At 47.5% G+C, this 22,563-nt stretch carries 15 protein-coding genes; 9 read left to right on the plus strand and 6 right to left on the minus strand.

Annotated features, from left to right (window positions below; translation table 11 throughout):
- Position 1: 1 nt before the first annotated feature.
- From KFE26_RS03410 to dsrO, 3 genes are read right to left on the minus strand one after another with little or no spacing between them, the layout of a single operon-like run.
- On the minus strand, positions 2-3,109 hold the full coding sequence (locus KFE26_RS03410) for a tetrathionate reductase subunit A (RefSeq protein ID WP_212599659.1): 3,108 nt from the start codon (positions 3,107-3,109) through the stop codon (positions 2-4).
- A 35-nt stretch (positions 3,110-3,144) separates the two neighbouring features.
- A complete protein-coding gene (gene nrfD / locus KFE26_RS03415; RefSeq protein ID WP_105250252.1) occupies positions 3,145-4,227 on the minus strand; it encodes an NrfD/PsrC family molybdoenzyme membrane anchor subunit in 1,083 nt (360 codons plus the stop codon).
- The gene (dsrO, locus tag KFE26_RS03420) at positions 4,217-4,999 is read right to left on the minus strand and encodes a sulfate reduction electron transfer complex DsrMKJOP subunit DsrO (RefSeq protein ID WP_011790755.1); all 783 of its coding nucleotides are present in this window, start codon (positions 4,997-4,999) and stop codon (positions 4,217-4,219) included. Before dsrO ends, nrfD begins: the two co-directional genes overlap by 11 nt.
- 281 nt (positions 5,000-5,280) lie before the next feature.
- On the opposite strand from dsrO, the gene KFE26_RS03425 reads away from it, so the two are divergent.
- From KFE26_RS03425 to KFE26_RS03455, 7 genes are all read left to right on the plus strand, one after another.
- Positions 5,281-7,293, plus strand: a complete 2,013-nt coding sequence (locus KFE26_RS03425) for a PhnD/SsuA/transferrin family substrate-binding protein (protein WP_212599660.1) — start codon at positions 5,281-5,283, stop codon at positions 7,291-7,293.
- Positions 7,293-7,904: a response regulator transcription factor gene (locus KFE26_RS03430; protein ID WP_212599661.1), complete on the plus strand. Its 612-nt coding sequence runs from the start codon at positions 7,293-7,295 to the stop codon at positions 7,902-7,904. Before KFE26_RS03425 ends, KFE26_RS03430 begins: the two co-directional genes overlap by 1 nt.
- Positions 7,905-8,272: 368 nt before the next feature.
- Positions 8,273-11,947 carry an ATP-binding protein gene (locus KFE26_RS03435; protein WP_212599662.1) on the plus strand — a complete coding sequence of 1,225 codons (3,675 nt, stop codon included), beginning with the start codon at positions 8,273-8,275 and terminating at the stop codon, positions 11,945-11,947.
- Positions 11,947-12,600 carry a hypothetical protein gene (locus KFE26_RS03440; RefSeq protein ID WP_011790751.1) on the plus strand — a complete coding sequence of 218 codons (654 nt, stop codon included), beginning with the start codon at positions 11,947-11,949 and terminating at the stop codon, positions 12,598-12,600. The genes KFE26_RS03435 and KFE26_RS03440 overlap by 1 nt, the downstream gene beginning before the upstream one ends.
- A gap of 48 nt (positions 12,601-12,648) precedes the next feature.
- Complete coding sequence (locus KFE26_RS03445) at positions 12,649-13,869, plus strand: phosphoenolpyruvate carboxylase (protein ID WP_131525493.1); 1,221 nt, start codon at positions 12,649-12,651, stop codon at positions 13,867-13,869.
- On the plus strand, positions 13,857-14,729 hold the full coding sequence (locus KFE26_RS03450; protein WP_212599663.1) for a Wadjet anti-phage system protein JetD domain-containing protein: 873 nt from the start codon (positions 13,857-13,859) through the stop codon (positions 14,727-14,729). The genes KFE26_RS03445 and KFE26_RS03450 overlap by 13 nt, the downstream gene beginning before the upstream one ends.
- Positions 14,730-15,130: 401 nt before the next feature.
- On the plus strand, positions 15,131-16,375 hold the full coding sequence (locus KFE26_RS03455; RefSeq protein ID WP_212599664.1) for a dicarboxylate/amino acid:cation symporter: 1,245 nt from the start codon (positions 15,131-15,133) through the stop codon (positions 16,373-16,375).
- 117 nt (positions 16,376-16,492) lie between these two features.
- Here KFE26_RS03455 and KFE26_RS03460 read toward each other — a convergent pair whose 3' ends face one another.
- Positions 16,493-16,984 carry a TIGR00645 family protein gene (locus tag KFE26_RS03460; RefSeq protein ID WP_105250244.1) on the minus strand — a complete coding sequence of 164 codons (492 nt, stop codon included), beginning with the start codon at positions 16,982-16,984 and terminating at the stop codon, positions 16,493-16,495.
- A gap of 396 nt (positions 16,985-17,380) precedes the next feature.
- On the opposite strand from KFE26_RS03460, the gene KFE26_RS03465 reads away from it, so the two are divergent.
- Together KFE26_RS03465 and KFE26_RS03470 are read left to right on the plus strand one after the other, a co-directional pair.
- A complete protein-coding gene (locus tag KFE26_RS03465) occupies positions 17,381-17,950 on the plus strand; it encodes a DUF7010 family protein (RefSeq protein WP_212599665.1) in 570 nt (189 codons plus the stop codon).
- A 217-nt stretch (positions 17,951-18,167) separates the two neighbouring features.
- The gene (locus KFE26_RS03470; protein WP_105250242.1) at positions 18,168-18,515 is read left to right on the plus strand and encodes a BON domain-containing protein; all 348 of its coding nucleotides are present in this window, start codon (positions 18,168-18,170) and stop codon (positions 18,513-18,515) included.
- 854 nt (positions 18,516-19,369) lie between these two features.
- Here the strand turns inward: KFE26_RS03470 and drt2 are convergent.
- Together drt2 and KFE26_RS03480 are read right to left on the minus strand one after the other, a co-directional pair.
- Complete coding sequence (drt2, locus tag KFE26_RS03475; RefSeq protein ID WP_012588592.1) at positions 19,370-20,653, minus strand: antiviral reverse transcriptase Drt2; 1,284 nt, start codon at positions 20,651-20,653, stop codon at positions 19,370-19,372.
- An 821-nt stretch (positions 20,654-21,474) separates the two neighbouring features.
- On the minus strand, positions 21,475-22,467 hold the full coding sequence (locus KFE26_RS03480; protein WP_212599666.1) for a class 1 fructose-bisphosphatase: 993 nt from the start codon (positions 22,465-22,467) through the stop codon (positions 21,475-21,477).
- Positions 22,468-22,563 lie beyond the last annotated feature (96 nt).

The following is a 22,563-nucleotide window of genomic DNA, read 5'->3' on the forward strand; positions in this document are numbered from 1 at the left end:
ATTAGCTTAGTTTTTCAATCTTAGCTGGCAGGCCTTGTCTGGCCGAAGCGCCACTTGCCCAATCCACCAGCGGGTAGCGGCCGTGGCGACTCGGATCAAACAGATTCAAGTCGTTCATATTGATGCCGACTCGGATCAGCGGATTGGCGGCGATTTTAAGGTTGTCGATCACTACGTCCCGCGCGCCGAGTTCCTTATGGCCATAACCGTGTTCGATAGCGATGCAGTCAGGGTGCACTCCGGCAACACATTCCACTAAGGCAATAACGCTGCCGTTGGGCGTGCTGATCTTGACCGTGTCACCTGTGCTGATCCCAAGGCGACTGGCGGTCTTCTCGTTCAGTCGCACTGGATTATTAGGGTGCACTTGGCGCAAACGATCCGAGCCAATACTCATAGAGCTCATGGTGTGGGATTTGTAACTACTGATCAGCAAAGGCCATTGTGATTTATTAAACGCCTTATCGAGCGGTGTGCCATTGGCTAAGGCGGGTTGATATAAGCGTGGGCAGCCACTCATAAATTCCCCTGTGAGACTGTTACGGCGACTGCCCACTTCGGGATTCCACAGCATCATAGGTTTTGGCCAAACCTTGGTTGGATTCCCCACTTCATCCCGTGCACCGCTCATATTTTCAAAGCGGCCGCCGCGGGCAAATAAGTAGCTAACTTTTTTGACTTCATCTGGCTTGAGTCTGGTATTGAGTTCGGCTTGAATGCGACTCACACCGCTAAGATACATGTCCTCAGCGTTAATATCGGCGACGGCTTTACCCAAATAGGCCACGTTGGCGGCGCCATAGAGTGAGTAATCCGCCGCGCGCGTTAACGGATGTAAGCTGCCATCGGCGGCCTTAACGGCATTTTCGCCAAAGCCGGGTAGTTGCAGTTTCATCGCCACTTGGCTTAAGAAAGACTCCATGCAGACCACATCACCACTGGCAATTTTTGTGACCCTTGGTTCGACAATCGGCCAGCGACCTGTCGTTTCTTTCGTCAGAGTACCATGCCACGAAGGGCTCCAACCCCAAGACTCATACGTTAATGTGTCGGGCACGATATAATCCGATAGCGCCGAGGTTTCGTTAATAAAGCTGTCGATACTGATAAACAGTGGTAGCACTTTGGGATCTTTCAGTTGTTCACCAATGGCTTCACCTAGGCCCGCTTGACCATAAATCGGATTGCCCATGTGGTTAATCCATGCTTTGAGTCGATAGGGATAACCGTGCACCGCCGCGGTTAAATGTTCGCCAAGCAAGGGTGATGAAATCGGAAACCAAGGCTCCTTTGCAGGATAAGGCGATTCGCCCGCTTCGACTTTACGGCGATACTCTGAGGTTTTCTCGTAGGGGAATTTAGATCGCGATAGGAATACGCCCTTAGGCTCGACCATGCCGTCAAACTCCTGCAGATTATACCTTGGGCCTTTACCAAAGGCAGGGAATGAACCGCCGGAAGCTAATGCGCCACCTTTTAAATTGATGTTACCTATCATGGCGTTGAGCATCATGATTGCCCACGCGCTATAAAAACCATTGGCGCTCATTGTGCCGCCGTGGGAGATCACCGCGGCCTTAGTGCCATGGCTGGTAAATTTATCCGCGAGGGCGATAATTTGCGCCTCGCTGATATCGCACTCCTTGGCATAGTGTGCCATCTCGAAGCTCTGCGCCGCTTCACTTAACAGTTGGAAGCTAGATTTAACCGCAATCGCCCCCTTAGGTGTGTCGACGCTTTGGTCAACGTCGAGCTTAGCTTTCTGACTTTGGCTAGCCAAAACTATCTTGCCACTCGCGGCATCGACAACCAACTGCGAGTCTTGCTCGCCGTAGGCTTTACCGTCGAAAGGTAAGCCAAGATCGCTGGCAAAGAGATATTGACCATATCTTGGATGGGTAGGTTCGCTGACGATCAAGAATCCTGCGTTACTAAAACCAAGGTAACCTGATGCTTTTGCGGCATCGACATTGGGCGCACTCAAAAAATCGGCGGCGTAGCGCTGGTTATCGATAATCCAGCGCAACATGCCCATGGCGAGGGCCGAGTCGGTGGCGGGGCGGATCGGCAGCCAAGTATTGTTACCCGCGCAAGGTTGATTCGAGGTATTGGGTAGCATGGGTGACACCACCACATAACTGAAATTGCTGTTATTCACCCGCGCGTTAGCCAATTGTCTTGCTTGGCGTTTAAAGGGATTGCCCGATTGCTGCGGTGAAGTGCCGATAAAGAGTAAAAATTCACTATGGTCCCAATCGGGTTTTAAGTGGGCGTATTTTTTCAAATCATCCAATAAAGCGCCCGCTCCAGCACGGTAGGTAAATCCACAGTAAGCGCCGTGGTTGGCAAAGTTGCGCGTGCCAAAGCTGCTGAAGGTGAAGCGTTTGATAATGGCATCGCGGCCTTCATCGGAGGCGTTTGAGACCAGTAACTGGTTGGCCTTAGGGCCGTATTCTGGATTATTGGTATCGAGTGGCGTGGCGATATCTCGAATCGCTCTTAAGCCTTCGACTTGGCCCTCACCAAATAAATCACCGCCTTCGACGACTTCATTTAGCAATTGCTCAAAGCTAATGCTCTGCCATTGGCCGCTGCCGCGCTTACCCACGCGTTTAAGGCATTGGGTGACGCGATGTGGGCTATCTAATTGTTCTAGCATGGCATTACCGCGGGCGCAGGCGGTGGAACGTCCTTGCAGACCCTGTTCTTGAAAGGCGCTAAGCCCAACAAAGGCGGTTTTGATCGGCGTATCGAAATCGATATGTTCCCGCGATGACAACGGATGATAAGGATTACCGCTGATACGGATGATTTTATCGGTTTTTTGATCGATACGAGCGCGCACGCCGCATTTGGTCCAGCAACCTAAGCACATAGTATTGGCGATGCGTTGATCGTCATTGCTGATTAACTGGCCTGACTGTAAATCGACTTTGTATTCAGGTGCTAAGGAATTGCCATGCAGCGGATCTTGGGTTGGTTTTCCTGAGGTACCATTGACGACACCTTTACCTATTTGCGCTAATGTATGGCTATAACCCGCGGCAAATAATCCCACACCACCCGTTACAGCGGCCCCTTTGATAAAACGACGTTTACTCTTATCCATGATGGACTCCTTAATTCTGTAAACTAATTGGGTGCTCAGCGAGCAAGTTTTGCCGCAGGCGTGTGGCGAATAAGTTCGGAGACCAGCGCCATTAATGCTAACCAAAGGCCGAAGGTCCCAGCTATGCCTAATAGCCCTTCGGGTCCCCAAGGCAGTTGATAGAGATAAGTCCCCGCGCCGTATTTAGGATCGGTTTGCGCTTGAATTAGCACTATCCAGCGAAACCCCCACGCAAGGTGAATGGCCGTGAGGCTGACGACTAGCATTGCCACATTGGGTAAGTGACGAATGGCGAGCATCAGTGCCAGCACGGCGAGTGTGACCAGTACCCAAATTGCAGCAAGTTGCCAGCTTGGGCTGGTTTCAAGCAATAATGCGGCTTCGGGGGCCGAGCCCTTATCGAATAACGCCCAGCCGATAAGGCATAGGGCGAATAGACCAAAACTCGCTCTTACCCAGAGTAATAGGCTGTCTTGGGTGCGCTGTTGGTAGCCCTTTAATAGTCGATTCAGTACCACCAAAGTGCCGCAGGCGGCGAGCAGGGCACTCATTGCCATCAAAGGTGGCAGCCAATAGGTATGCCACAGTGGCCGCGCCTTAATGGCCATGGTTTCCATGCCAGTGTAGAGGGCGATACTGCAGGCACTCAGGGCCGTGATCAGGGCGATCGGCTTGATGAATTTGTCACTGTTCCAATCACCGAATCTCAGTAATTGGCCTATTTTATTCACCCAATCTGAGTCTTGATTCGTGGTGCGCTTAGGCAGATATTGACGCAGTAGCAGCCAAGCAAACACTGCGCTGGTGCCCGAGAATACGGGCAGTAAAAAGGCGCCATACCACATCCAAGAATCAGGGCGAACTTGCGCATAAAAATGCCAAGCCCGTAGCGGTTGGTGTAAATCGGCGAGTAAGGCGATAGGGGCGACTATGCCTGCGGTTAACATTAAACAGGCGCAGAGCTTCAGCAATCTGTCATCGGGTTTGGGTTGGCTAAACAAATGTATTGTCGCTACCCATACGCTGGCGTAGGCGAGCCCCATCATAAAAAAGTATTGTACTGCCCAAGGTAGCCAAGTAATGGCGATATCTGGGGTAAAGATTTCTTTAATGACCATGGTGGATCTCCTCGCCAGTATCGGTAAGTAAGGTTCTAACGGGGGCTTGGCCGCTAATCTTGTCCTCAAAAGCGCTGCTCATGCCGATGTAGAACACCCGTGGCGCAGTGTTGGCCGTCGGTTTGAGCACCTTGATATCGGTTTTGTTGGCGGCGAGCAGTTGGCTTATCTGGCTGTTGGGATTATTCAGATCGCCAATCACACGGGCTTCTCCTACGCAGGTTTCGACACAGGCAGGCAGTAATCCTGCATCTAACCTATGGGCGCAGAAGGTACATTTGTCGGCGGTATTGGTGTCGTGGTTGATAAAGCGCGCATCATAGGGGCAGGCTTGCACGCAATAGCCACAACCAACACACCATTCATTGTTGACGACCACTATGCCGTCCTTGCGCTGGAAGGTCGCGCCCGTAGGACAAACTGGGATGCAGGGCGGGTTTTCGCAGTGATTACAAAGTCTTGGTAGCATTAAAAACGCAGGCGGAGTGGTATCTTCCTGCTGCGAGACTTCATACTGCTGCACTGTGGTGCGAAATTGCCCGAGGGGCGGTTGATTCTCGATAGTGCAAGCGACGGTACAGGCTTGGCAGCCCACACAGCGGCGTAGATCGATCACCATACCGTAACGTTTACCCACTTGGCCTTCGCTGGCACTGTGCATTTGAGGGCTGCGCTTATCATCCTGTGCATACACTTGCACGACAGGGATGAGTGCGGCGCCAACACTGACGCTGGCCATTTTGCCGAGAAACTGACGTTTACTCTTGTCCATACAGATTTCCTTCACTACTTGCAGATGGCGAATAAACTGGCTCATAGACCTAGAGTTAAGGTTTATGGCGAGGTTTACAGGCATTCTGTAAAAGGGGAGGCGGCATAACTATAGTGGTTTTCCACATATCGGGTGTGGACTTGATCTAGCGCAACAAATATCCGTTAGAATAGCCTTCAAAATGCTAGGGTTTTATTTTTTGTTACTTGAGTTTGGCCTTTTCTTAGCTTGAGTTGGACTTGATTTTAGTGTGAGTGACTGGGGATAAAGGATTGCACTTCATGTTATTGAGGATGATGAAAACTGTGTTTCGCTTAGCTGTATCGGTCAAGTGGCCGTTATCGATTCTGAGCACTCCACATTCCGTGGCAATACCGAGAAAAAAGCCAAGGAACGCAGTGTTATTCCTATGCTTGCTGGCTTCGGTTAAGGTGTTTGCTGCGGAGCCACTAAATCAAAGTGCGCATTCGGGATTAACTGACCCTGAGGTTGTTGCTCAAGTTGCTATCGAAGAGCCCAGTTATCAAGTGGTCGATGTGGGCGTGTTAGCCATCCGCGGTTATAAGGCAACCATCAACCGCTGGCAACCTTTGATGGGGTGGCTCGAAACCCAAATTCCCAACAGTTACTTTAGGTTACATCCTCTCACCCTCGATGAGCTAGCTAAGGGCGTTGAAACCCAAAGGCTCGATTTTGTGATCACCAACCCAGGGCAATCCGTGTTGCTGGCGCGGCAATATTCCCTTACTTGGTTGGCGACCCTGCGCAGTCCGTTAAATAATGGCGCGGCGATGCAAGTGGGTTCGGCGCTGGTGGTGCGCGCCGATTCGCCCTATCAAACCTTAGCTGATCTCAAGGGGCGTCGGCTCGGGATCGTATCGAAAAATGCCTTTGGTGGTTACTTGACCTTAGTGTACGAAGCGCAGCTAAAGGGTATAGATTTGCCTCGCTTTGTGGGTGAGATTATTCCGCTGGGGTTCCCGCTAGATAATTTGTTGTATCAGTTAGATAACAAAAAAACTTCCACAGAGCGACATCAACCGTTAGACGCTGCGGTCGTGCCTGTGTGTCAGCTTGAGCAGATGCAAACGGAAGGTCTTATTAACATCGCCCATTATCGAGTGCTCGATAATCAAGCGCCGGTGGGATTTAATTGCCAAGTCTCGACCCACCTTTATCCCAACTGGTCTATGGCAAAGACCAATCGCGCCTCCCAGTCTCTGGCTAAAAGTGTGACTCAAGCTTTGCTGGCGCTGCCCGAAGATCATCTCGCCGCTAAGTCTGCCGATTCTGCGGGCTGGACCACGGCAGTGAGTCAGCTTGCGATCGATCAACTGCTTAAAGATCTCGATATGCATCCTTTGCAGGCACCATGGTGGCAAAGGGCGTGGCAGTGGATCAAGTTACATCAACAATGGGCTTGGCTTGTGTTGGGGATTTTGGTTTTACTCAATGTGTATCATTTTTGGCTTGAATACCGCTTTAGTCGTCGTGGCCGTGAGTTGATTAACACTCAGCGCCAGCTCAATGAAAACCGTGCGTTACTGGAACATGCCCAGCGTATTGCAATCGCGGGCGAGCTTGGCGCGAGTCTCTCCCATGAACTCAATCAACCTTTGGCGGCGATTGGCCATTATTGTCATGGCGCCGAAGTGCGATTACAGCGGGGGACGAGCCCTGAGGAGTTGCAATCGGTGTTGACGCTGATCCAGCAGGAAGTCACGCGCGCCGATAGTATTATCAGTCGCTTACGTAATTTATTGAAGAAGCGACCTGTGTCGAAACAGCCTTTGTATTTGCATGAGTTGGTCAATGATACTGTGCCGCTGCTCGCCTATGAGTTTGAACAACATCAGATAAACCTTGCCGTCAATGTGAATGGTGAACCTTATTTACAGTCCCTCGATGAAGTTGGCATGCAGCAGTTGTTGCTTAACTTGCTGAAAAACGCCTTTGACGCCTGCGTTCAGCGGTTAGAGCTTGAATCCAGTGGCACCGAACAGAGCATCACGCAAAAGCCATACACACCCACGATCGATATCGATCTTCGCTATCAAGAATGTACGCTCTTGCTGACAGTCACAGATAATGGCACAGGGTTAACCGAAGAGACCAGTCTGCTGATGCAAGCATTTTATTCCACTAAATCAGAGGGGTTAGGTTTAGGCTTAGTGATTTGCCGTGATATTGCCGAGAGCCATGGTGGTACGTTTAGCCTAGAAAGTGCTATGGGTGGCGGTTGCCAAGCGCAGGTGGCTATACCGCGTAAACCTGAACCCAATGGAGCACAATAATGAGTCTTGCCTTACCTGTGTATTTAATCGATGACGATGACTCAGTGCGTCGTTCTTTGCGTTTTATGCTTGAAAGTTATGGCCTTAAGATCACCGACTTTGATAGCGCCGAAGCCTTTTTTACCGCCGTAGACTTAACACTACCGGGTTGTGCGCTAGTCGATGTGCGAATGCCGGGTTTGAGTGGCCCACAGTTGCATCTTGAATTAGTGGCAAAAAATAGTCCGCTAGCGGTGATTTATCTCACCGGCCATGGCGATGTGCCTATGGCGGTAGATGCGCTTAAATTAGGTGCGGTGGATTTTTTCCAAAAGCCCGCCGATGGCGCTAAGTTAGCCGAAGCGGTCGTCAAAGCGTTGGAACATACCAAGGCGCATCATCAAGACAATCAGTATCTTGAGACTTATCAAGCGCTCACGCCAAGGGAGCGGGAAATACTCAACCTGATTGCCCAAGGCCTGAAGAACCAAGAGATCGCCGATAGTCTCTGTATTGCCATGCGCACGGTTGAGATCCACCGCGCCAATTTGATGAAAGGCATGCAAGTGGGATCGCTGGCGGAAATGATGCTGATCTACAGTCGGATTGCCGAACGCCTGCGTCTCGAATAAATCCGCTGGAATTTACCTTTTATCGCGCTAATTGCCGCTTTGTTAGCCGCCTATTTTGGCTAAGTTGTCGTATCATTGGCCGTTTGATTTGAGCCTAGCTATAGGGTTATGTTTTTGCTGAGCAATGGGCTGAGATGTGAGCCAAGGCATTAGTGCATCGCCGCTTAATTGCCAATACACTGTGATTGCCTTATTTTAGGGGCACTATTTTTAGGCCACGATTTTTAACATCACTTTTTAGTCACTTTTTAAAGTGTTTATTTACAGTGACGATTTTAATGTCAGTGGCCCTCTTGGATTGTTTTCTCTTATTTGTGTAGAAGCTTCTGCAGCTTAGATAAGACTCTCCTGTTTGCATAAGGAATGAAATGGCAAGCTTGATTCGTATTGTGCTGATTGATACGCACCTTCCGGGCGTGGTGGAACTCGCCCTCAATGGTCATACCAACATTTGTGGTACTAACGCCTCGGGTAAAACGACATTACAACGTCTAGTCCCTGTTTTTTATGGTGAATACCCAAGCCGCGTGGTGCCTTCTACCCGCGACAGTTTCGAGCGTTGGTATTTGCCACACGATTCAAGCTACATCATTTACGAATATCAAAAGGCCGATGGCTTACTGTACCAAGCCGTGCTGGCCTCTGCGGGCGATGGTAAGGGCGTTAACTATCGCTTTATCGCCAAAGGTTTTGAGCTAAGCGATTATATTAAATCGCAAAATGGCGACACTATTCTGTGCCACACCATGGCGGAATTAGGCCGTGATTTAAAACGTGCCGGCATCGCCACCACTAATTTGCTTAATACCCGTGAATATCGCGCCATTATTCAAAACGATCGCACCCTATTAAGCACGGGCAGCAACCGCAGCGAACTACGCGGTTATGCACGCCAATTTGCCCTGTGTGAGGGTGAGCATTCCCTGCGCCACATCGAAAAACTCGCCAAAGCGGTGCACTCCAAAGAAGGCAAGATGGAGACAGTCAAATCCATGATCGCCGCCATTTTAGAGGAAGATGGGGTTAATCCGCCCAGCTCACGTTTGAATCCGCAGCGCGTTGAAGCGTGGATCCGTGAAAGCCAACTTATCCAAGGCTTTGAAGTTATTCGTCCTGAGTTTGAAAAACTCGAGCAAGAATTTAACCAACTGCTTAGCGCCGAACTGCGTTTATCGAGTCTGTCTCGCGGTTATCGCAACGATGAAACCTTAGAAGCCGATCGCCAAGATATTCAACAAACCTTATCTAAGGAACTGAATTTAAAACTCAGATTGCTTGATGATGAATGGAAAGAGCAGCGCGATGAGCTCAATCTCGATTTATCGGCAGCTAAGGGCGATGTGGCAAAGTGCGAGTATGAGCTCGATGCCATTGAAGATCAGCATGCTGCCTTTTTAGATGCCAACATAGAGCAAGCCAAGGCCGATCTTGAGATGCTGCCGAACTGGCGCACCGATGTTGAAAACCTAAGTGAACGCCATAAGCTGCAAACCGAGAAGCACCAAGACATTGAGGCGGCGTACAATGCCCGTCGCAGTAAGATTGGCGAGCAGTTAAACCGCGAGCTTGAAGGTTTGCATGCCGACCAAGACAAGCAGCGTGAAGCCCGCGATAAACAACGTGAAGTGGCGCGCACCGATATTGACGCCTTAGAGCTGCAATGGCGCAACCAAATGGATGCGGGCAAGGCTAGCTTTAGCGAGCAGGAATACCAATTCAAACTCACTGCCGCCGAGCTTAAATTGCGTGTTGATGGCGTGACTTACACCGAAGAAGAAAAGCTGAGTCTCGCGATTTTCGACGAACGTATTCACCGCGCCGACGAAGAACAAGAAAGCTGCAATGCCAAGGTTGAACGCTTAAGTAGCGATGAACGCAAGCTCAGAGCCAAACGTGACCAAGCTAACGAAGCCTTGCGTATCGCCACCTTAAGGGTGAACGAGCGTCAAACTGCGCTGGATGAATTGCACCATATGCTGTTCCCGCAATCCCACACCCTATTGGAGTTTCTGCGTAAAGAATCCCAAGGCTGGGAGCAAAGTTTAGGTAAAGTGATCGCGCCTGAACTACTGCATCGCACTGATTTACATCCAAGCTTAGTGACTGAATCGAGCGAAGCTTTCTTTGGCGTGCATTTAGATCTTAAAGCGATCGATGTGCCTGAATATGCCGCCTCCGAGCAAGAGCTGCGGATTCGGTTAAGCAAAGCCGAAGAAGCCCACACTAGCGCCCAAGAAATGCAGGCCGAGGCCGAATCTCAGCTGGTGGCCATTAATGGCGAGTTGGATAATCTCAGCCGTGAACTGACCTTTGCCCGCACAGCGTACAAAAATAGCCGTGACGATCTGCGTCGCCTATTTGATGAAAAGCGCAGCGAGCAAGAGAAAATCAACAAAGCATTGAGCGAGCGCAAAGCCCATGCGGGACAAAGACTGACTCAACTCGATGGTGAGCTAAAACAGCTTAAACATCAGCACGAACTCTGGCTCGAAGAGCAAAAAGAGCAAGCGCTCGAAGCGCGCATGGAAAAACAAGCCTATTGGCAGGAAGTGATCGGCGCGCTCGACAATCAACTCGGCCAAATTAAAGCGACCATTGAAAGCCGCCGCGAAAGCGCCAAAATCGAGCAGAAAGCCTGCGAGACCTGGTACAAAAACGAGCTTAAATCCCGCGGTGTGGATGAGGAGAATATCCTCAAACTCAAGCAACAAATTCGTGAGTTAGAAACCAAAATCAGCCGCGCCGAGCAGCGTCGCAGCGATGTACTGCGCTTTGACGATTGGTATCAACACACTTGGCTTGCGCGCAAACCTAAACTGCAAACTCAGCTTAGCGATGTGAAGCGCGCGGTATCGGAAATAGATCAACAGCTTAAGGCGAAAACTCAGGATGTTAAGGCCCGTCGTCAACAACTTGAAACCGAGCGTAAAGCGTCCGATGCGGCGCAGGTTGAAGCTTCTGAAAACTTAACGAAGTTACGTGCCGTAATGCGTAAACTCGCCGAGCTTAAGTTACCGACCAATAACGAAGAAGCCCAAGGCAGCCTAGGCGAGCGTCTGCGCCAAGGTGAAGACTTGCTGCTGAAACGTGATTACCTGATGGGGTCAGTGAAGCAATATGTGGAGCATTTTGACTCAGTGATCGCCAGCAAGTCAGGTTCGGGCCTTGCCGAAACCTGGGAGCGTGCCCGCGAAGAATCGAGCTTTATCAATGACAAAGGTATTCGTCTGCTGGATTACCGCAAGTTAGTGCCACAGCTTGAGCAATTGCTGAACGTAATAGTGCCGCAATCGATTACAGCGCTGCGTGAGCAAGGACGGATTTTTGGTGTCGACTTAACCGCCTTCTACGATGTGTTAGCCGATATCGACCGCCGCATTGCCTCCCAAAGTGCGCGTATTACCCGCGAAGTGGGCGAAGAGTTATTCCTCGATGGCGTGTCTGAATCGGCTGTGCGTATTCGCTCGCGCATCAGTGAGTTAGAGTTCTGGCCTGAGCTTGAGCAGTTCGTCAAAGCCTTTAAACATTGGAAAGCCGATGGTTTTAATGGCTTGCCCGATGAGGATTACACCAACAGCATGCGCCGCGCCTTAGACATTATCGGCCGTGCCGCGTTAACGGGGGGCATCTCTAAGTTGCTGGAAATCGAGCTGCGCCTCAAAGAAGGTAACAGCGACTTAATCATCCGCACCGATAGACAGCTTAACGAATCCTCAAGTCACGGTATGGCGTATCTGATTTTGTGTAAGTTCTTGTTGGCATTCACGCGCTTGCTGCGTGGACGCGCCGATGTGACCATTCACTGGCCAATTGATGAGTTGGGCACTTTGCACCATACCAACGTGAAGAAGATTTTCGACGCCTGCGAAAACAATAATATTTGTGTGCTGGGCGCCTTCCCGAACCCTGAGTCTGAGGTGCTGAACTTGTTCGCCAACCGTTACATTATCAACAAACAAACTAAGAAGTTGCAGGTGGTGAAGCCTAAGGTCAACCCAATTGCCGACATGTTGAATAAGCGTTTGTCGAAGGAGGCCATCTAATGAGTGATGCAACCCAAACCGTATTAGTTGGCACTGGCGCTTTGATTGAACTGTTACTCAAGGGCGAGTTTATTTGCCGCACCACCAATGAAGAAGGCTGGCGCGCCCTTAAAAATAGCAGCACCCGCGAGCGGGTTGAAGCCTACTTAAACCAGATCAACCGTACCGTGGCGTCTGCCGCCGAAGGTGATGTGTTCTTCTGCGGTTATTTGCAGCTCGGCGATGCCGAACGCAAAGTGATTTCATCGCAGTTTAAAGATATCTGTCAGGCATTGATCCCGCTGGTGGAATGGTTGGTATTAGTGCAAGAAGCCAGTGGCCAAGATGCGCCGCTGAGCGAAGGTGCGCCCGTGCGTTTGACCGAGCTGCAAAGCCGTATCGAAGACACGCCGGCGTTTCGTGAGCAGTTAGCCAAACTCAGCCAATATCGTCTATTTGGCTCGACCAGTACCAACAGCGATGCGCAAATCAAATTAGTCTTCAAACGCTTAGTCGAACTCGGCTATTTAGTACGACCCAATGCAGAGAAGCAAATCTATATCGCCACGGGTAAGCTGGATTATCTGTATGAAGTCATTCGTTTTATCGATGAAACCGAAGGTTTAAGCCTAGAAGCGCAGGCGGAAACAGCGACCCAGCGGGACTTAATCTAATGTTGGCACGATTAAACCTAGGTAAAAGCTGCGACCAAGGAGGCCGTGATGAGCAGTAACTTACATCAGGCGGGGGTTAAGCTGCTCAAGCAGTTAGGTCGCCATGCTGACATCATTATGGACACCTATTTGGCGGGCTCTCTTAACGAGGATGCGCACGATCCAAGCGTGGTTGAAAAGCTTAAACAGGCAGGGATTTTATGGCGGCCAGAGCCAGATCAGGAACTGCGGCTTAAGCGTTCTGTGCGTGCCTTACTCGAAGAAGGTTTAAGTGATGAGCGCAATCGTCAAATCGACTCTAATGTCGGTTCGGCCTTAGCCACGATTAAAACCTTGGCCGATCATTATAAAGAGGCGCGTCATAGCTCAGACTACAGCGCCGCTGAGGCCTATTTATCAGATTTAAGCGAACATGTTTATAGTTTCGCCGACAGTCTGCGTTATTCGATCCGTGTGCTCTGGGGCCGGATCAATAACGAGTTCGGTTACGTCGGTACGATCAACGCTAAGATCCGCGAAAACGAATTAGCTCAAAGCCAAGTGTCTGAATTGCTTAATGGCTTAGAGATGTTCCAGTTTAGTGAGCTAGGCGAAATTGCTGGCGATATCCGTGAACTGCGAAAGCTCTTAGTGACGACTTTGCAGGAAACTATGAGCGACTGCGCCCAGGAACTGAGCGTAGTGCAGGGGCGTTTACTCGAACTCTTAGGCCGCTTCAGACAAATCCGTGGCCGTACCCGTTTACTCAAGGGCTGGTTGCTCTACACTGATTTGCATCCGGATTATCGGCCTGCAGACCATGTGTCCCACAAGGAAATCCCGAGTCTATTCAATCGCGCCGAAATCTTGCTCGCGCCTGCTGCGGTAGATGTGCATAACGCCAGCCAAGAACTGGAGTTGATGGGCATAGTCGCGCACATTAAAGCCATCAGCCGCCATCCTGTGATTGCGGCTGTGCGTGAGCATGATGTGTCCGTTTCTATCACCCAAAGTGAAGACTTCGATGTGCCGGATAATCCGCTCAAACAAGCGGTGGATGAGTATTTCGTCGATGTGATTGAGTCTGGCCTGCGCCAATCGGCGCTGGAATATCTGGCGGATAAAGCGCTGCCTTGGGACGCCGAAAGCTGGATTTATCAAGTCATTGGCGGCTATGAAGGCCTACCCGATGAGCACAAAGCTTATTTTGAGCTTGAGCCATTGGGTGAACCGCATCCCATCTATAGCGGCAACTTTATTATTCGCGATGTTGAGTTATGGCTCGCCTAGGCCAGCAACAATTACAATTGTTGGAGAACGCTTTTATTAAGCGTTCTCCCAAGGTTAAGCTCACGGCTAACTGGCGTGCGATTTATCGCGAGTTAGAAGTGGGTGAGTTAGACGAGTCTGAAAAGTATCTGTGTTTTGCGCCCAAAGATTTCGAACTGCTAAGGCAAAGCGTGTTGGCGTTAATGGGGCTTGATTTAAGGCAGCTTGATTTTAATGTCGATCGCATGTCGATGTCCGCCAAAAGTCACGATGAAAAGCTCGCTAAGATCCGCCCTGAAGCCGAATACGTTTTGATGAAGTATCTGGGTTTTGAATCTTCACCAACTGGGATTTCAACACGCACATCACTGCGTATTCCTTTGGATGAAGCACAAAAGCATTGCCATGAACTCAATGTCGCAGCCATCCTAGTGATTGAAAACTTAGATGTATTTGATGTTATCCATCAAGCGCGTTTGCCACAGGATTTAACTCATGTGATGGTTATCTACCGAGGTAGCGGTCATCATTCCCCGATTGGCGTGCGGCATTTTTTGCAAGCGATGGCAGATAAATTACCGATCATTGCCTTTACCGACTTAGATCCCGCAGGGCTACAAATCGCCCATACCTTAATGGGTGTGACCCATTGCCTTGTGCCACAACTTGCGCTGACAGCACCTGCTGAGTTATTGGCAATAGCACAAATTAATTCTACTGATGATTTCGACAAGCAAGCGAAACAGGCTAAATATTTGCAAAATGCCGAGTTAAAGCATTGGCAAAAATTAGCCGTTTGGCTAAATCAACACCGTATTAGTATCAAACAGCAACACCTGCTGGCTCGCGGACTTGAACTAGTGTTAGTGCCATATATTTAGCTGTCATCCCTTTCATCTCTCTGCTTTATAATAATTAACTGGTTTTAAATCCTGTTATAAATTTAAATTCAGTTATTAAGTCTGGGTTTTATCTGGCTATTGTTTCTTGTATGTTTAATTTGATGTTATTTGGTGTTTATTTTGTTTATTTATACTGGTTTAAATATATTTTGTTAGTGCTCAAATATTGTGCTTATAAATTTTTTATGGTTTAAAATCAGTTTATTACTATTTTTCTGTGATGGTGTTAACTTAATTCAAGATGAAAAAATGAAATTTATTCATTGAATTAACGGCTAGCATGTTTCACTATCCCCGCCTGAGCCAAAAATGGATTGGCAATTGTGCTCATCATGGAAGATGAATAACAAATAAATGACCTTTCTGGGGAAATCACAAGCATGATGAAATCACTTTCGACGCGGATCTTTATTGGTCTGTTTGCCGGCCTTATTTTCGGCACAATAGTGCAATACTTCTTAAACGATATCGGTTTTTTCTCGGGTAATTTAGTCGAGCTTGCCGGTGGCGTTGGTACTATGTTCGTCAATATGATCATGATGTTGGTTGTGCCACTCGTGTTTGTGAGCATCGTTTGCGGTGTCTGTGAGCTGCAAGATCTCAAAAGTTTTGGCCGCTTGGGCGGTAAGACCTTCGGTTTTTATATCATCAATACTGTCGTCGCAATCGCGACAGCATTATTAGTGGCACTGCTACTCGAACCCGGTAAAGGTGTAGATATGAGCAGCACGGATGGTGTAGCCATTACCGCTACTGAATTGCCAAGCCTGATGGCATTAGTTGTCGACATAGTCCCACGTAATCCTGTGACGGCTTTTATGTCGGGCAATATGCTACAAGTGATCTTTATGGCCTTGTTGCTTGGCGGTGTGATTAAGTCCCTTGGGGAGCATGTTGCGGGTGCTGTCCAAGGTTTTCAAACCGCCAATAAAATCATGATGAAACTGATTTCTGTGGTGATGAGTCTTGCGCCCTATGGTGTATTTGCCTTGATGTTTAAACTCGGCGCGACCTTAGATGCAGGTGTGTTTATGAGTGTGGTTGAGTATATGGTGCTGATCCTCGCGCTGCTGCTACTGTGGATTTTTGTGGTTTATCCTATGGCTGTGGGGATATTTACCCCAATCTCAGCCAAAACCTTCCGCGAGAAGACCCAAGAGCAAGTGCTGTTTTCACTCTCGACTGCAAGTTCAAATGCGACTATTCCCGTGACCATGCGTACTTTAACGGACAAGTTAGGCGTGAACCGTGCTGTTGCTGGTTTTGGCGTACCGCTGGGTGCGACCATGAACATGGGCGGTGTGGCGATTTATATCACTATTGCGATTTTCTTTGTCGCCAACGCCTTTGGCATGCCCATTACCACTGAGCAATTGCCTTCGCTGTTATTTAGTGTTTTCCTATTATCTGTCGGTGCGGGTGGTGTTCCCGGTGGCGGCATGGTGATGATAGGTGTGTTAATCCATCAAATGGGTTTACCGATAGAAGCCTTTGCCATAGTGGCGGCCTTAGATCGGATTATTGATATGGTGCTGACATCCTGTAACGTGGTTGGTGATACTGCGGTGTTGACTATAGTGGATCAAACCGAGAAAGTGCATCAGCTTGAGTCAGCGAAGAGTTAATGTGCCACTAAGTCGTATTCTATAAAAACAAAAGCCACTGAAAACAGTGGCTTTTGTTTAATATTCTCTATGCTGGTATTGATGTGTTGCTAGGTTAGCATCAACAATGTTAGCCCATTACTTAGTGCGAGTAATTTTATCCAGATAGCCCATGGCAAAGGCTGATAATACAAAGGTGATGTGTATTAACAGATACCACATGATTTTGTCGTTATCGATATTCTTCACATCCATAAAGATTTTCAGTAGGTGAATAGACGAAATCGCCACAATCGACGCCGCCACTTTGTTTTTCAGTGAGCCAGAATCTAATTTACCCAGCCAACTTAGCTTCTCACTGTCTTCGCCTACATCCAGCTGCGAGACGAAATTCTCGTAGCCAGAAAACATCACCATCACAATCAGGCCGCCCACGAGGGTGATATCAATCAAGGACAGGGTCACCAGCACTAAATCCACTTCAGTCATCTCAAAAATGATCGGCAGAATATGGAAGATCTCTTGGAAGAATTTAATGCCTAAACCCAATAAAACAAAGCTGAGTCCTAAATAAATTGGCGCCATAATCCAGCGCGATGCATACATTAATTTTTCAAATATTTGTTCCATAATCCATTAAACCCTTTATCTAAAATGCGGTAAAAAATCGAGTCACTAATGACTAAAACAGTAACATAATGCACTTTATGCGCGCTATTACCCAATCACAAGGGCGTGAGTTATATGCTGTTATTGTGTTTTTTTTGTAACCTCTGTGGTTATTTAACCCATATTTGGGTGTTAGTGGCGCCACATCGTTTAATGTGCACAGCCTTTGATATGTCTGATCGTCGCTTTTTTCAACCTAATACCAAGCAAATTCAGCCATGGATGATCATTTTTCTTGGCATTTTAGGGCTTTGATGAAGGAAGTGACATTTGTCATCCTAGATTGCTGACAACTCACACTGCCGTGATGGACATTTTACGCAGATACTTAAGTCATCTAAACAAGGAGGCTTAATCATGCAACATAAATCACTGGACCAACAATTAATCGAATACCGTCAACAACGTGCTTTAGCTATGCCCTTATCCGGCATGATTGTGTGGATCCTACTGTTTGTATTGAGCCTTGTATTACCTCCTTCGCAGTTGGTGATGGCGGTCTTTATCGGTACTGGTTCTATTATCTACCTTGCCATGGGTATTTCGCGGCTGACAGGCGAGAATATCTCGTTTAAGAAAAGCGCTGAGCGTAATTGGTTTGAGACTGTGTTTCTCGCTGCGATGGGGATGAGTTTTTTAACCTTTAGCATCAGTATTCCCTTTTTTATGGAAAATTATCTGGCTTTGCCTTTCGCCCTTGCGGTGCAAACAGGTTTAATGTGGTTAGTCCACGGTGTTTTAGCAGCGCAAAAGGTGGCCATAGTGCATGCGATAGTGCGCACCTTAGCCTGTGTGGCAGCTTTCATGCTCTGGCCCGAGCTGAGCTTTCAAATTCAGCCTCTAATCGTGGTGTTTTGTTATGGTTTTTCAATTCCCGTGATGCAGCGCCGCTGGAAGATTCAGCAAAATCTGTGTGCTAGCAATTAGTGGGTTATCTTTGGGTTATTGTGTAGATTTTGGCTTTGCGGCCTAATGGCCGAGGTGAATCAAAGTCGTGGGGCTTCAGCCCTGACGCTTAATCAAGAGTCTAACAAGTGATCTCGCCCTAGATCGATTTGTATGTCTGCCAGCGCACAGAGCTCAAACTGGCGTTATTGCATTATGGTTATTACCCTGCACTTTTTGCAGTGTGAAGGAGCTTATAATGCAAACCATGAAACTTACGTTCGTTACCGCTGGTGTTGTTCTCGTTGGTAGTTTGCTGCTTAACGGTTGTGATAGTGGCAATGTGAATACTCAAACAGGTACACCAGACTTAACTGTAACAACCGAGGATGGTACTGGTGATGATATTAAAATTGCCACAGCAGTTAATACTGCGTTGATCGCTGATCAGCAGCTACAAAATTTAGATATTCAGATAGAAACCCGCAAGGGCGATGTCACCATTTCCGGCAATGTAAATAGCCAAGCTCAGAAAGACCAAGCTGAACGGGTCACGGCAGCAACCTCTGGTGTGCACTCGGTAAATAATCGGTTGGAAGTAAAATAGCAATGTCAGTAAAGCCGCCTGTTTGATGTATTCAATTGACAGACGACAAACAGGAGCGGCAGCTCTTATCTGGCTTTAATTCACCGCTTATGCCACAAAATACCAATCCCCGCCAACCATGCTGCGGGGCGTTGGCCTTCTTGATTTATAAATGTGTGAGTCCAGCTATGGTCACTCACGCTGGCCTTGCGGCTGCTGTGGCAGATTTGTGCATTGGAGTTTGTACCCGTCGTGACTTTCTTTGCGCCACATTTCGCACTTGCTACGTAGCTTTTGGCTTTGTGGCCTTACGGCCTAGAAAGTCCTAGGGCTTCACCCCTAACGTTTAATCAAGAGTCGACCAAGGAGGACTGCTCGTCCTTGTCTTTTTAATTGTTAATTCTACTGATGTAGAACCTTCGATTTTTAGTTCACGTCCATATTGTAGTTGCAGATTTATACGGCCTTACGGCCGAGGTGAATCAAGGTCGTGGGGCTTCACCCCACACCCGACCAAGGAGGACTGCTCGTCCTATCCTCCTTGGATGCTCCATGACGCCCCTAACGGAGTTGAAAGCCCCTTGGGCATTAAGCGTCCTTATGCTATCGCGTCAGACGCTCGTCCCTGATTCGACTGACGCTATCTCGGCATCCATGCCTCGCTCACGCAACGAACGCAAATGCCCTGCGGCAACTCCGAGGGGAGGTGAACTTCTGTGATCTCGGTGTTGACCGTTAATCCCAAAAGAGTTATGCCTGTCCCATCTTTGTACCCAGAAAGCTACGCAGACGTCCTGTCTGCGTCACGTTGTTTTCTTCAACGCCCTTCAGCAACTTCGCAGGGGAGGTAAACTTCTGTTGCTACTGTGTGATTTTTAATCTCTATTTATCTCTTCATGAAAACGCTGCCAAAGAGGTTTTAATTGGCGACGAATTGTTTTGCTATTATCCATTTTTTTTGCTGCTCTTAAACCATAAGTGATAAAGTTTTTAGCACCTAGATGTGTATATCGACTATATAGTTTTTTCTTAAATAATTCTTTTTCTGTTGCGCCTTTGTCAGCCCTAATGCAATTATATTTTCGCATAGTTTGTTTAGCTAAACTGATTCCTCGTTTCATTTTCTCAGAGTAACGAGCTAACGATGAAGAACGTATATATATATTCTCACCGTCGAACATAAAACCAAGGTATTGCAACATCTGTTCTGAAATCAAAGTATCACCAACCTTTTTAAATGACCTCAGTTCAGTTTTTTTGGGATTAATACTCACTTTCAGCGCTTTGACATGTTTTGCTGCAAATCCAGCAACAGTATTACGTAGTTCGGTTGGAACGATAAATAGCATATCGTCACAATATCTGTAGTAATACCCATTATAAATATCAACAAAGCGCTTCATTTCTTTATCAAATTCTAACATGTAAATGTTTGAAAGAAGAGCGCTTATAGGTGAGCCTTGAGGGATGCCATATCTACTTTTGTTCGTTTCGATTAAGCCTTTATCTCTAACCATACTTCTAAATTCGGATGCATTACAAACTCTAAATCTACCATTTTTAGGATTGTTTATGGATATGGAGAGAGCTTTATAGAGAGTGGCTTTATCCACTTTTGAATATTTCGTAAGTGATTTGTAGACATTGAAGTGATCAGTAGGAAGCTTTTGTTTGCCAAGTAAATTTGCCCATGATTTTTTTAACAAATCATGATCTAAAGTGTCAAAAAATTTAGAAAAATCAAGTGCAACAGCACTACACTCTCCAAGGCTTTTTATTCTACAAAATGCTTCATATGCAAAGTCAATATTGCTTTTTCCCAGCTCCCTAAATGCCAAAATAGAGTCTTGTAAGTTATTTTTAATTAATTCTTTCTCATACTTTTCGGAAAGTATTTGAGAGTAGTAAGCATAAATATGACTATCTTTATGGGCAGAATAAGCTATCGGCCTATCCTTTGTAACTACATTTAAGGTTCCAGTTGATTGGTCTTTACTGATTTTCTTAGATAGAACTACGTAACTAATTAGTGGGAAAAACGGATGTTTTGCTACTCTAGAAGGCGAAGTAACTAATAGGGTTGCTTTTTCTTGATTAATTGGTAGGTCGAAATGGAGATAACCTCGGCTTCTATACCATTTTGGAGTTTCTTTTAACATTTATATCCATTAGCAAAACCGGAGCAGACTTAGAACTGCGGCAATTCCACACGCCCTACTCCGGCTTAACCAAGTTGTTTAAACAACCGTTTTGTCCTAAGACGTTGCCGCGTAATGTTAGATATGAATTATAATGTAACTATAACCTTGGAGACATCTATGAAACTTAGGATAACCTTCGTCGAGATGTTGTTATCGTTCCTATCGTTAAGCTTATTCGGCGTCCAGATAGTACTTGACAACATGTTATTTACCTTCTGACCTAATTGGTTTAAATAAATATCCTCATTCAGAAGCAATTCGAAATTAACAAAGGTTTAAATAAAAAGCAACTACATTATTGGTAAGATAAAAAGATAGAACTGACATTAATCTATGATGATTAACAGTTAACACTGAAGCTTCAGGAGTTCACCTTCCCTGCGAAGTTGCCGCGGGGCGTTGGAATAAATTGCGTGAGTCCGGTCATGGATGACCGGCTAGCTTTCGCAGGTGCAGGGACGCATCCTTCGGAAGCGATAGCAATTTATCCATAAGACCAAGGCTAGTCTCTAATGCATGTAACTTCGCTAGGGGTGGCAAGGGAGATCCAAGAGGGAATTGCTGTTGATCCCCTCTTGGTCGGGTGTGGGTTGAAGACCCACGACTTTGATTAACCTCGGCCGTTAGGCCGCATAAACTCCAAATGTGAAACCAATCGCTAAAACTTTACAGATCCCTGATTTCGCAATCACAACTCAAAATTTCGTATTACGCGATAACAAAAAAGCCACTGTAATCAGTGGCTTTAATCATAAAAATCAAAATATAAGCGATTCGGCTTACTCTATATTTGGCTCTTCGCTGTAATCAATACCATGATAGCTCAGGCAAGCGTCGACTTCGTTGCTGCTGCCTAGGATGACGGCAACACGTTGGTGAATTTGCGTTGGTTGAATATCCAAAATGGTTTCATAACCCGTTGAGGCTTTACCGCCAGCTTGTTCGACTAAGAAGGCCATTGGGTTGGCTTCGTACATCAAGCGCAGTTTGTACGGTTTTTTCGGATCTTTATTATCGGTTGGGTAAGTGAAAATACCACCACGGGATAGCACGCGGTGTACATCGCCAACCATGGCCGCAATCCAGCGCATGTTGAATGATTTTTCGCGTGGGCCAATTTTACTGAGCAGTAAATCGGCAATATAGGTCTGCATTGGCGCTTCCCAAAAACGTTGGTTCGACATGTTAATGGCAAACTCTTGGGTATCTGGGCTAATGCTCATGGCGGCATTCGTCAGTAAAAACTCATTGGTTTCTGGGTGCAAAGTAAAGAGTTGCACGCCTTGGCCTGTGGTTAATGCCAGCATGGTTGATGGACCATAAAGTACATAACCTGCGGCTAATTGTGCGCGGCCAGATTGTAAAAAGCTGGTTTCAGTCAGCTCGCCAGCAGGCGCGGGCAGGACGGAGAAAATGGTGCCGACTAACGAGTTGATATCGATATTAGATGAGCCATCTAGCGGATCGAAACACACCAGGTATTGACCATTTTGGCTGACTTCAACCACATGATCTTCTTCTTCCGACGCCAAACCGCGCACTGTACCGTCAGCTTTTAATGCATCTTTGAGCATGTCGTTGGTGATGATATCCAGTTTTTTCTGGGTTTCACCTTGGACGTTTTCTTGCTCAGTCGCGCCTAACACGCCCGCAAGTGCACCGTGGCGAACGGCATGGCTAATGGCTTTTGAGGTGTCGGCTAAGGTTAAAATTAGGTGGGAGAGGGAGTCGTTCACTGCCTGTGAGGTCAGGTGCTGGGCCAGAGTCTGCATGTTATGTCCTTTAGAGGTTCAACAATGAGGTCAATTTCGTTATTTGCCGCGAATGATAACTCAGTTAGTCGACAATTTCAGCGATGTTGCTGATGC

The sequence above is a fragment of the Shewanella sp. M16 genome (assembly GCF_018224605.1).
GTDB classification, from domain to species: domain Bacteria; phylum Pseudomonadota; class Gammaproteobacteria; order Enterobacterales; family Shewanellaceae; genus Shewanella; species Shewanella oncorhynchi.

Coding starts and splice junctions, on each gene's coding strand:
- KFE26_RS03410 (WP_212599659.1), bottom strand. CDS start 3,109: ATGGATAAGAGTAAACGTCGTTTTATCAAAGGGGCCGCTGTAACGGGT.
- nrfD (WP_105250252.1), bottom strand. CDS start 4,227: ATGGTCATTAAAGAAATCTTTACCCCAGATATCGCCATTACTTGGCTA.
- dsrO (WP_011790755.1), bottom strand. CDS start 4,999: ATGGACAAGAGTAAACGTCAGTTTCTCGGCAAAATGGCCAGCGTCAGT.
- KFE26_RS03425 (WP_212599660.1), top strand. CDS start 5,281: ATGTTATTGAGGATGATGAAAACTGTGTTTCGCTTAGCTGTATCGGTC.
- KFE26_RS03430 (WP_212599661.1), top strand. CDS start 7,293: ATGAGTCTTGCCTTACCTGTGTATTTAATCGATGACGATGACTCAGTG.
- KFE26_RS03435 (WP_212599662.1), top strand. CDS start 8,273: ATGGCAAGCTTGATTCGTATTGTGCTGATTGATACGCACCTTCCGGGC.
- KFE26_RS03440 (WP_011790751.1), top strand. CDS start 11,947: ATGAGTGATGCAACCCAAACCGTATTAGTTGGCACTGGCGCTTTGATT.
- KFE26_RS03445 (WP_131525493.1), top strand. CDS start 12,649: ATGAGCAGTAACTTACATCAGGCGGGGGTTAAGCTGCTCAAGCAGTTA.
- KFE26_RS03450 (WP_212599663.1), top strand. CDS start 13,857: ATGGCTCGCCTAGGCCAGCAACAATTACAATTGTTGGAGAACGCTTTT.
- KFE26_RS03455 (WP_212599664.1), top strand. CDS start 15,131: ATGATGAAATCACTTTCGACGCGGATCTTTATTGGTCTGTTTGCCGGC.
- KFE26_RS03460 (WP_105250244.1), bottom strand. CDS start 16,984: ATGGAACAAATATTTGAAAAATTAATGTATGCATCGCGCTGGATTATG.
- KFE26_RS03465 (WP_212599665.1), top strand. CDS start 17,381: ATGCAACATAAATCACTGGACCAACAATTAATCGAATACCGTCAACAA.
- KFE26_RS03470 (WP_105250242.1), top strand. CDS start 18,168: ATGCAAACCATGAAACTTACGTTCGTTACCGCTGGTGTTGTTCTCGTT.
- drt2 (WP_012588592.1), bottom strand. CDS start 20,653: ATGTTAAAAGAAACTCCAAAATGGTATAGAAGCCGAGGTTATCTCCAT.
- KFE26_RS03480 (WP_212599666.1), bottom strand. CDS start 22,467: ATGCAGACTCTGGCCCAGCACCTGACCTCACAGGCAGTGAACGACTCC.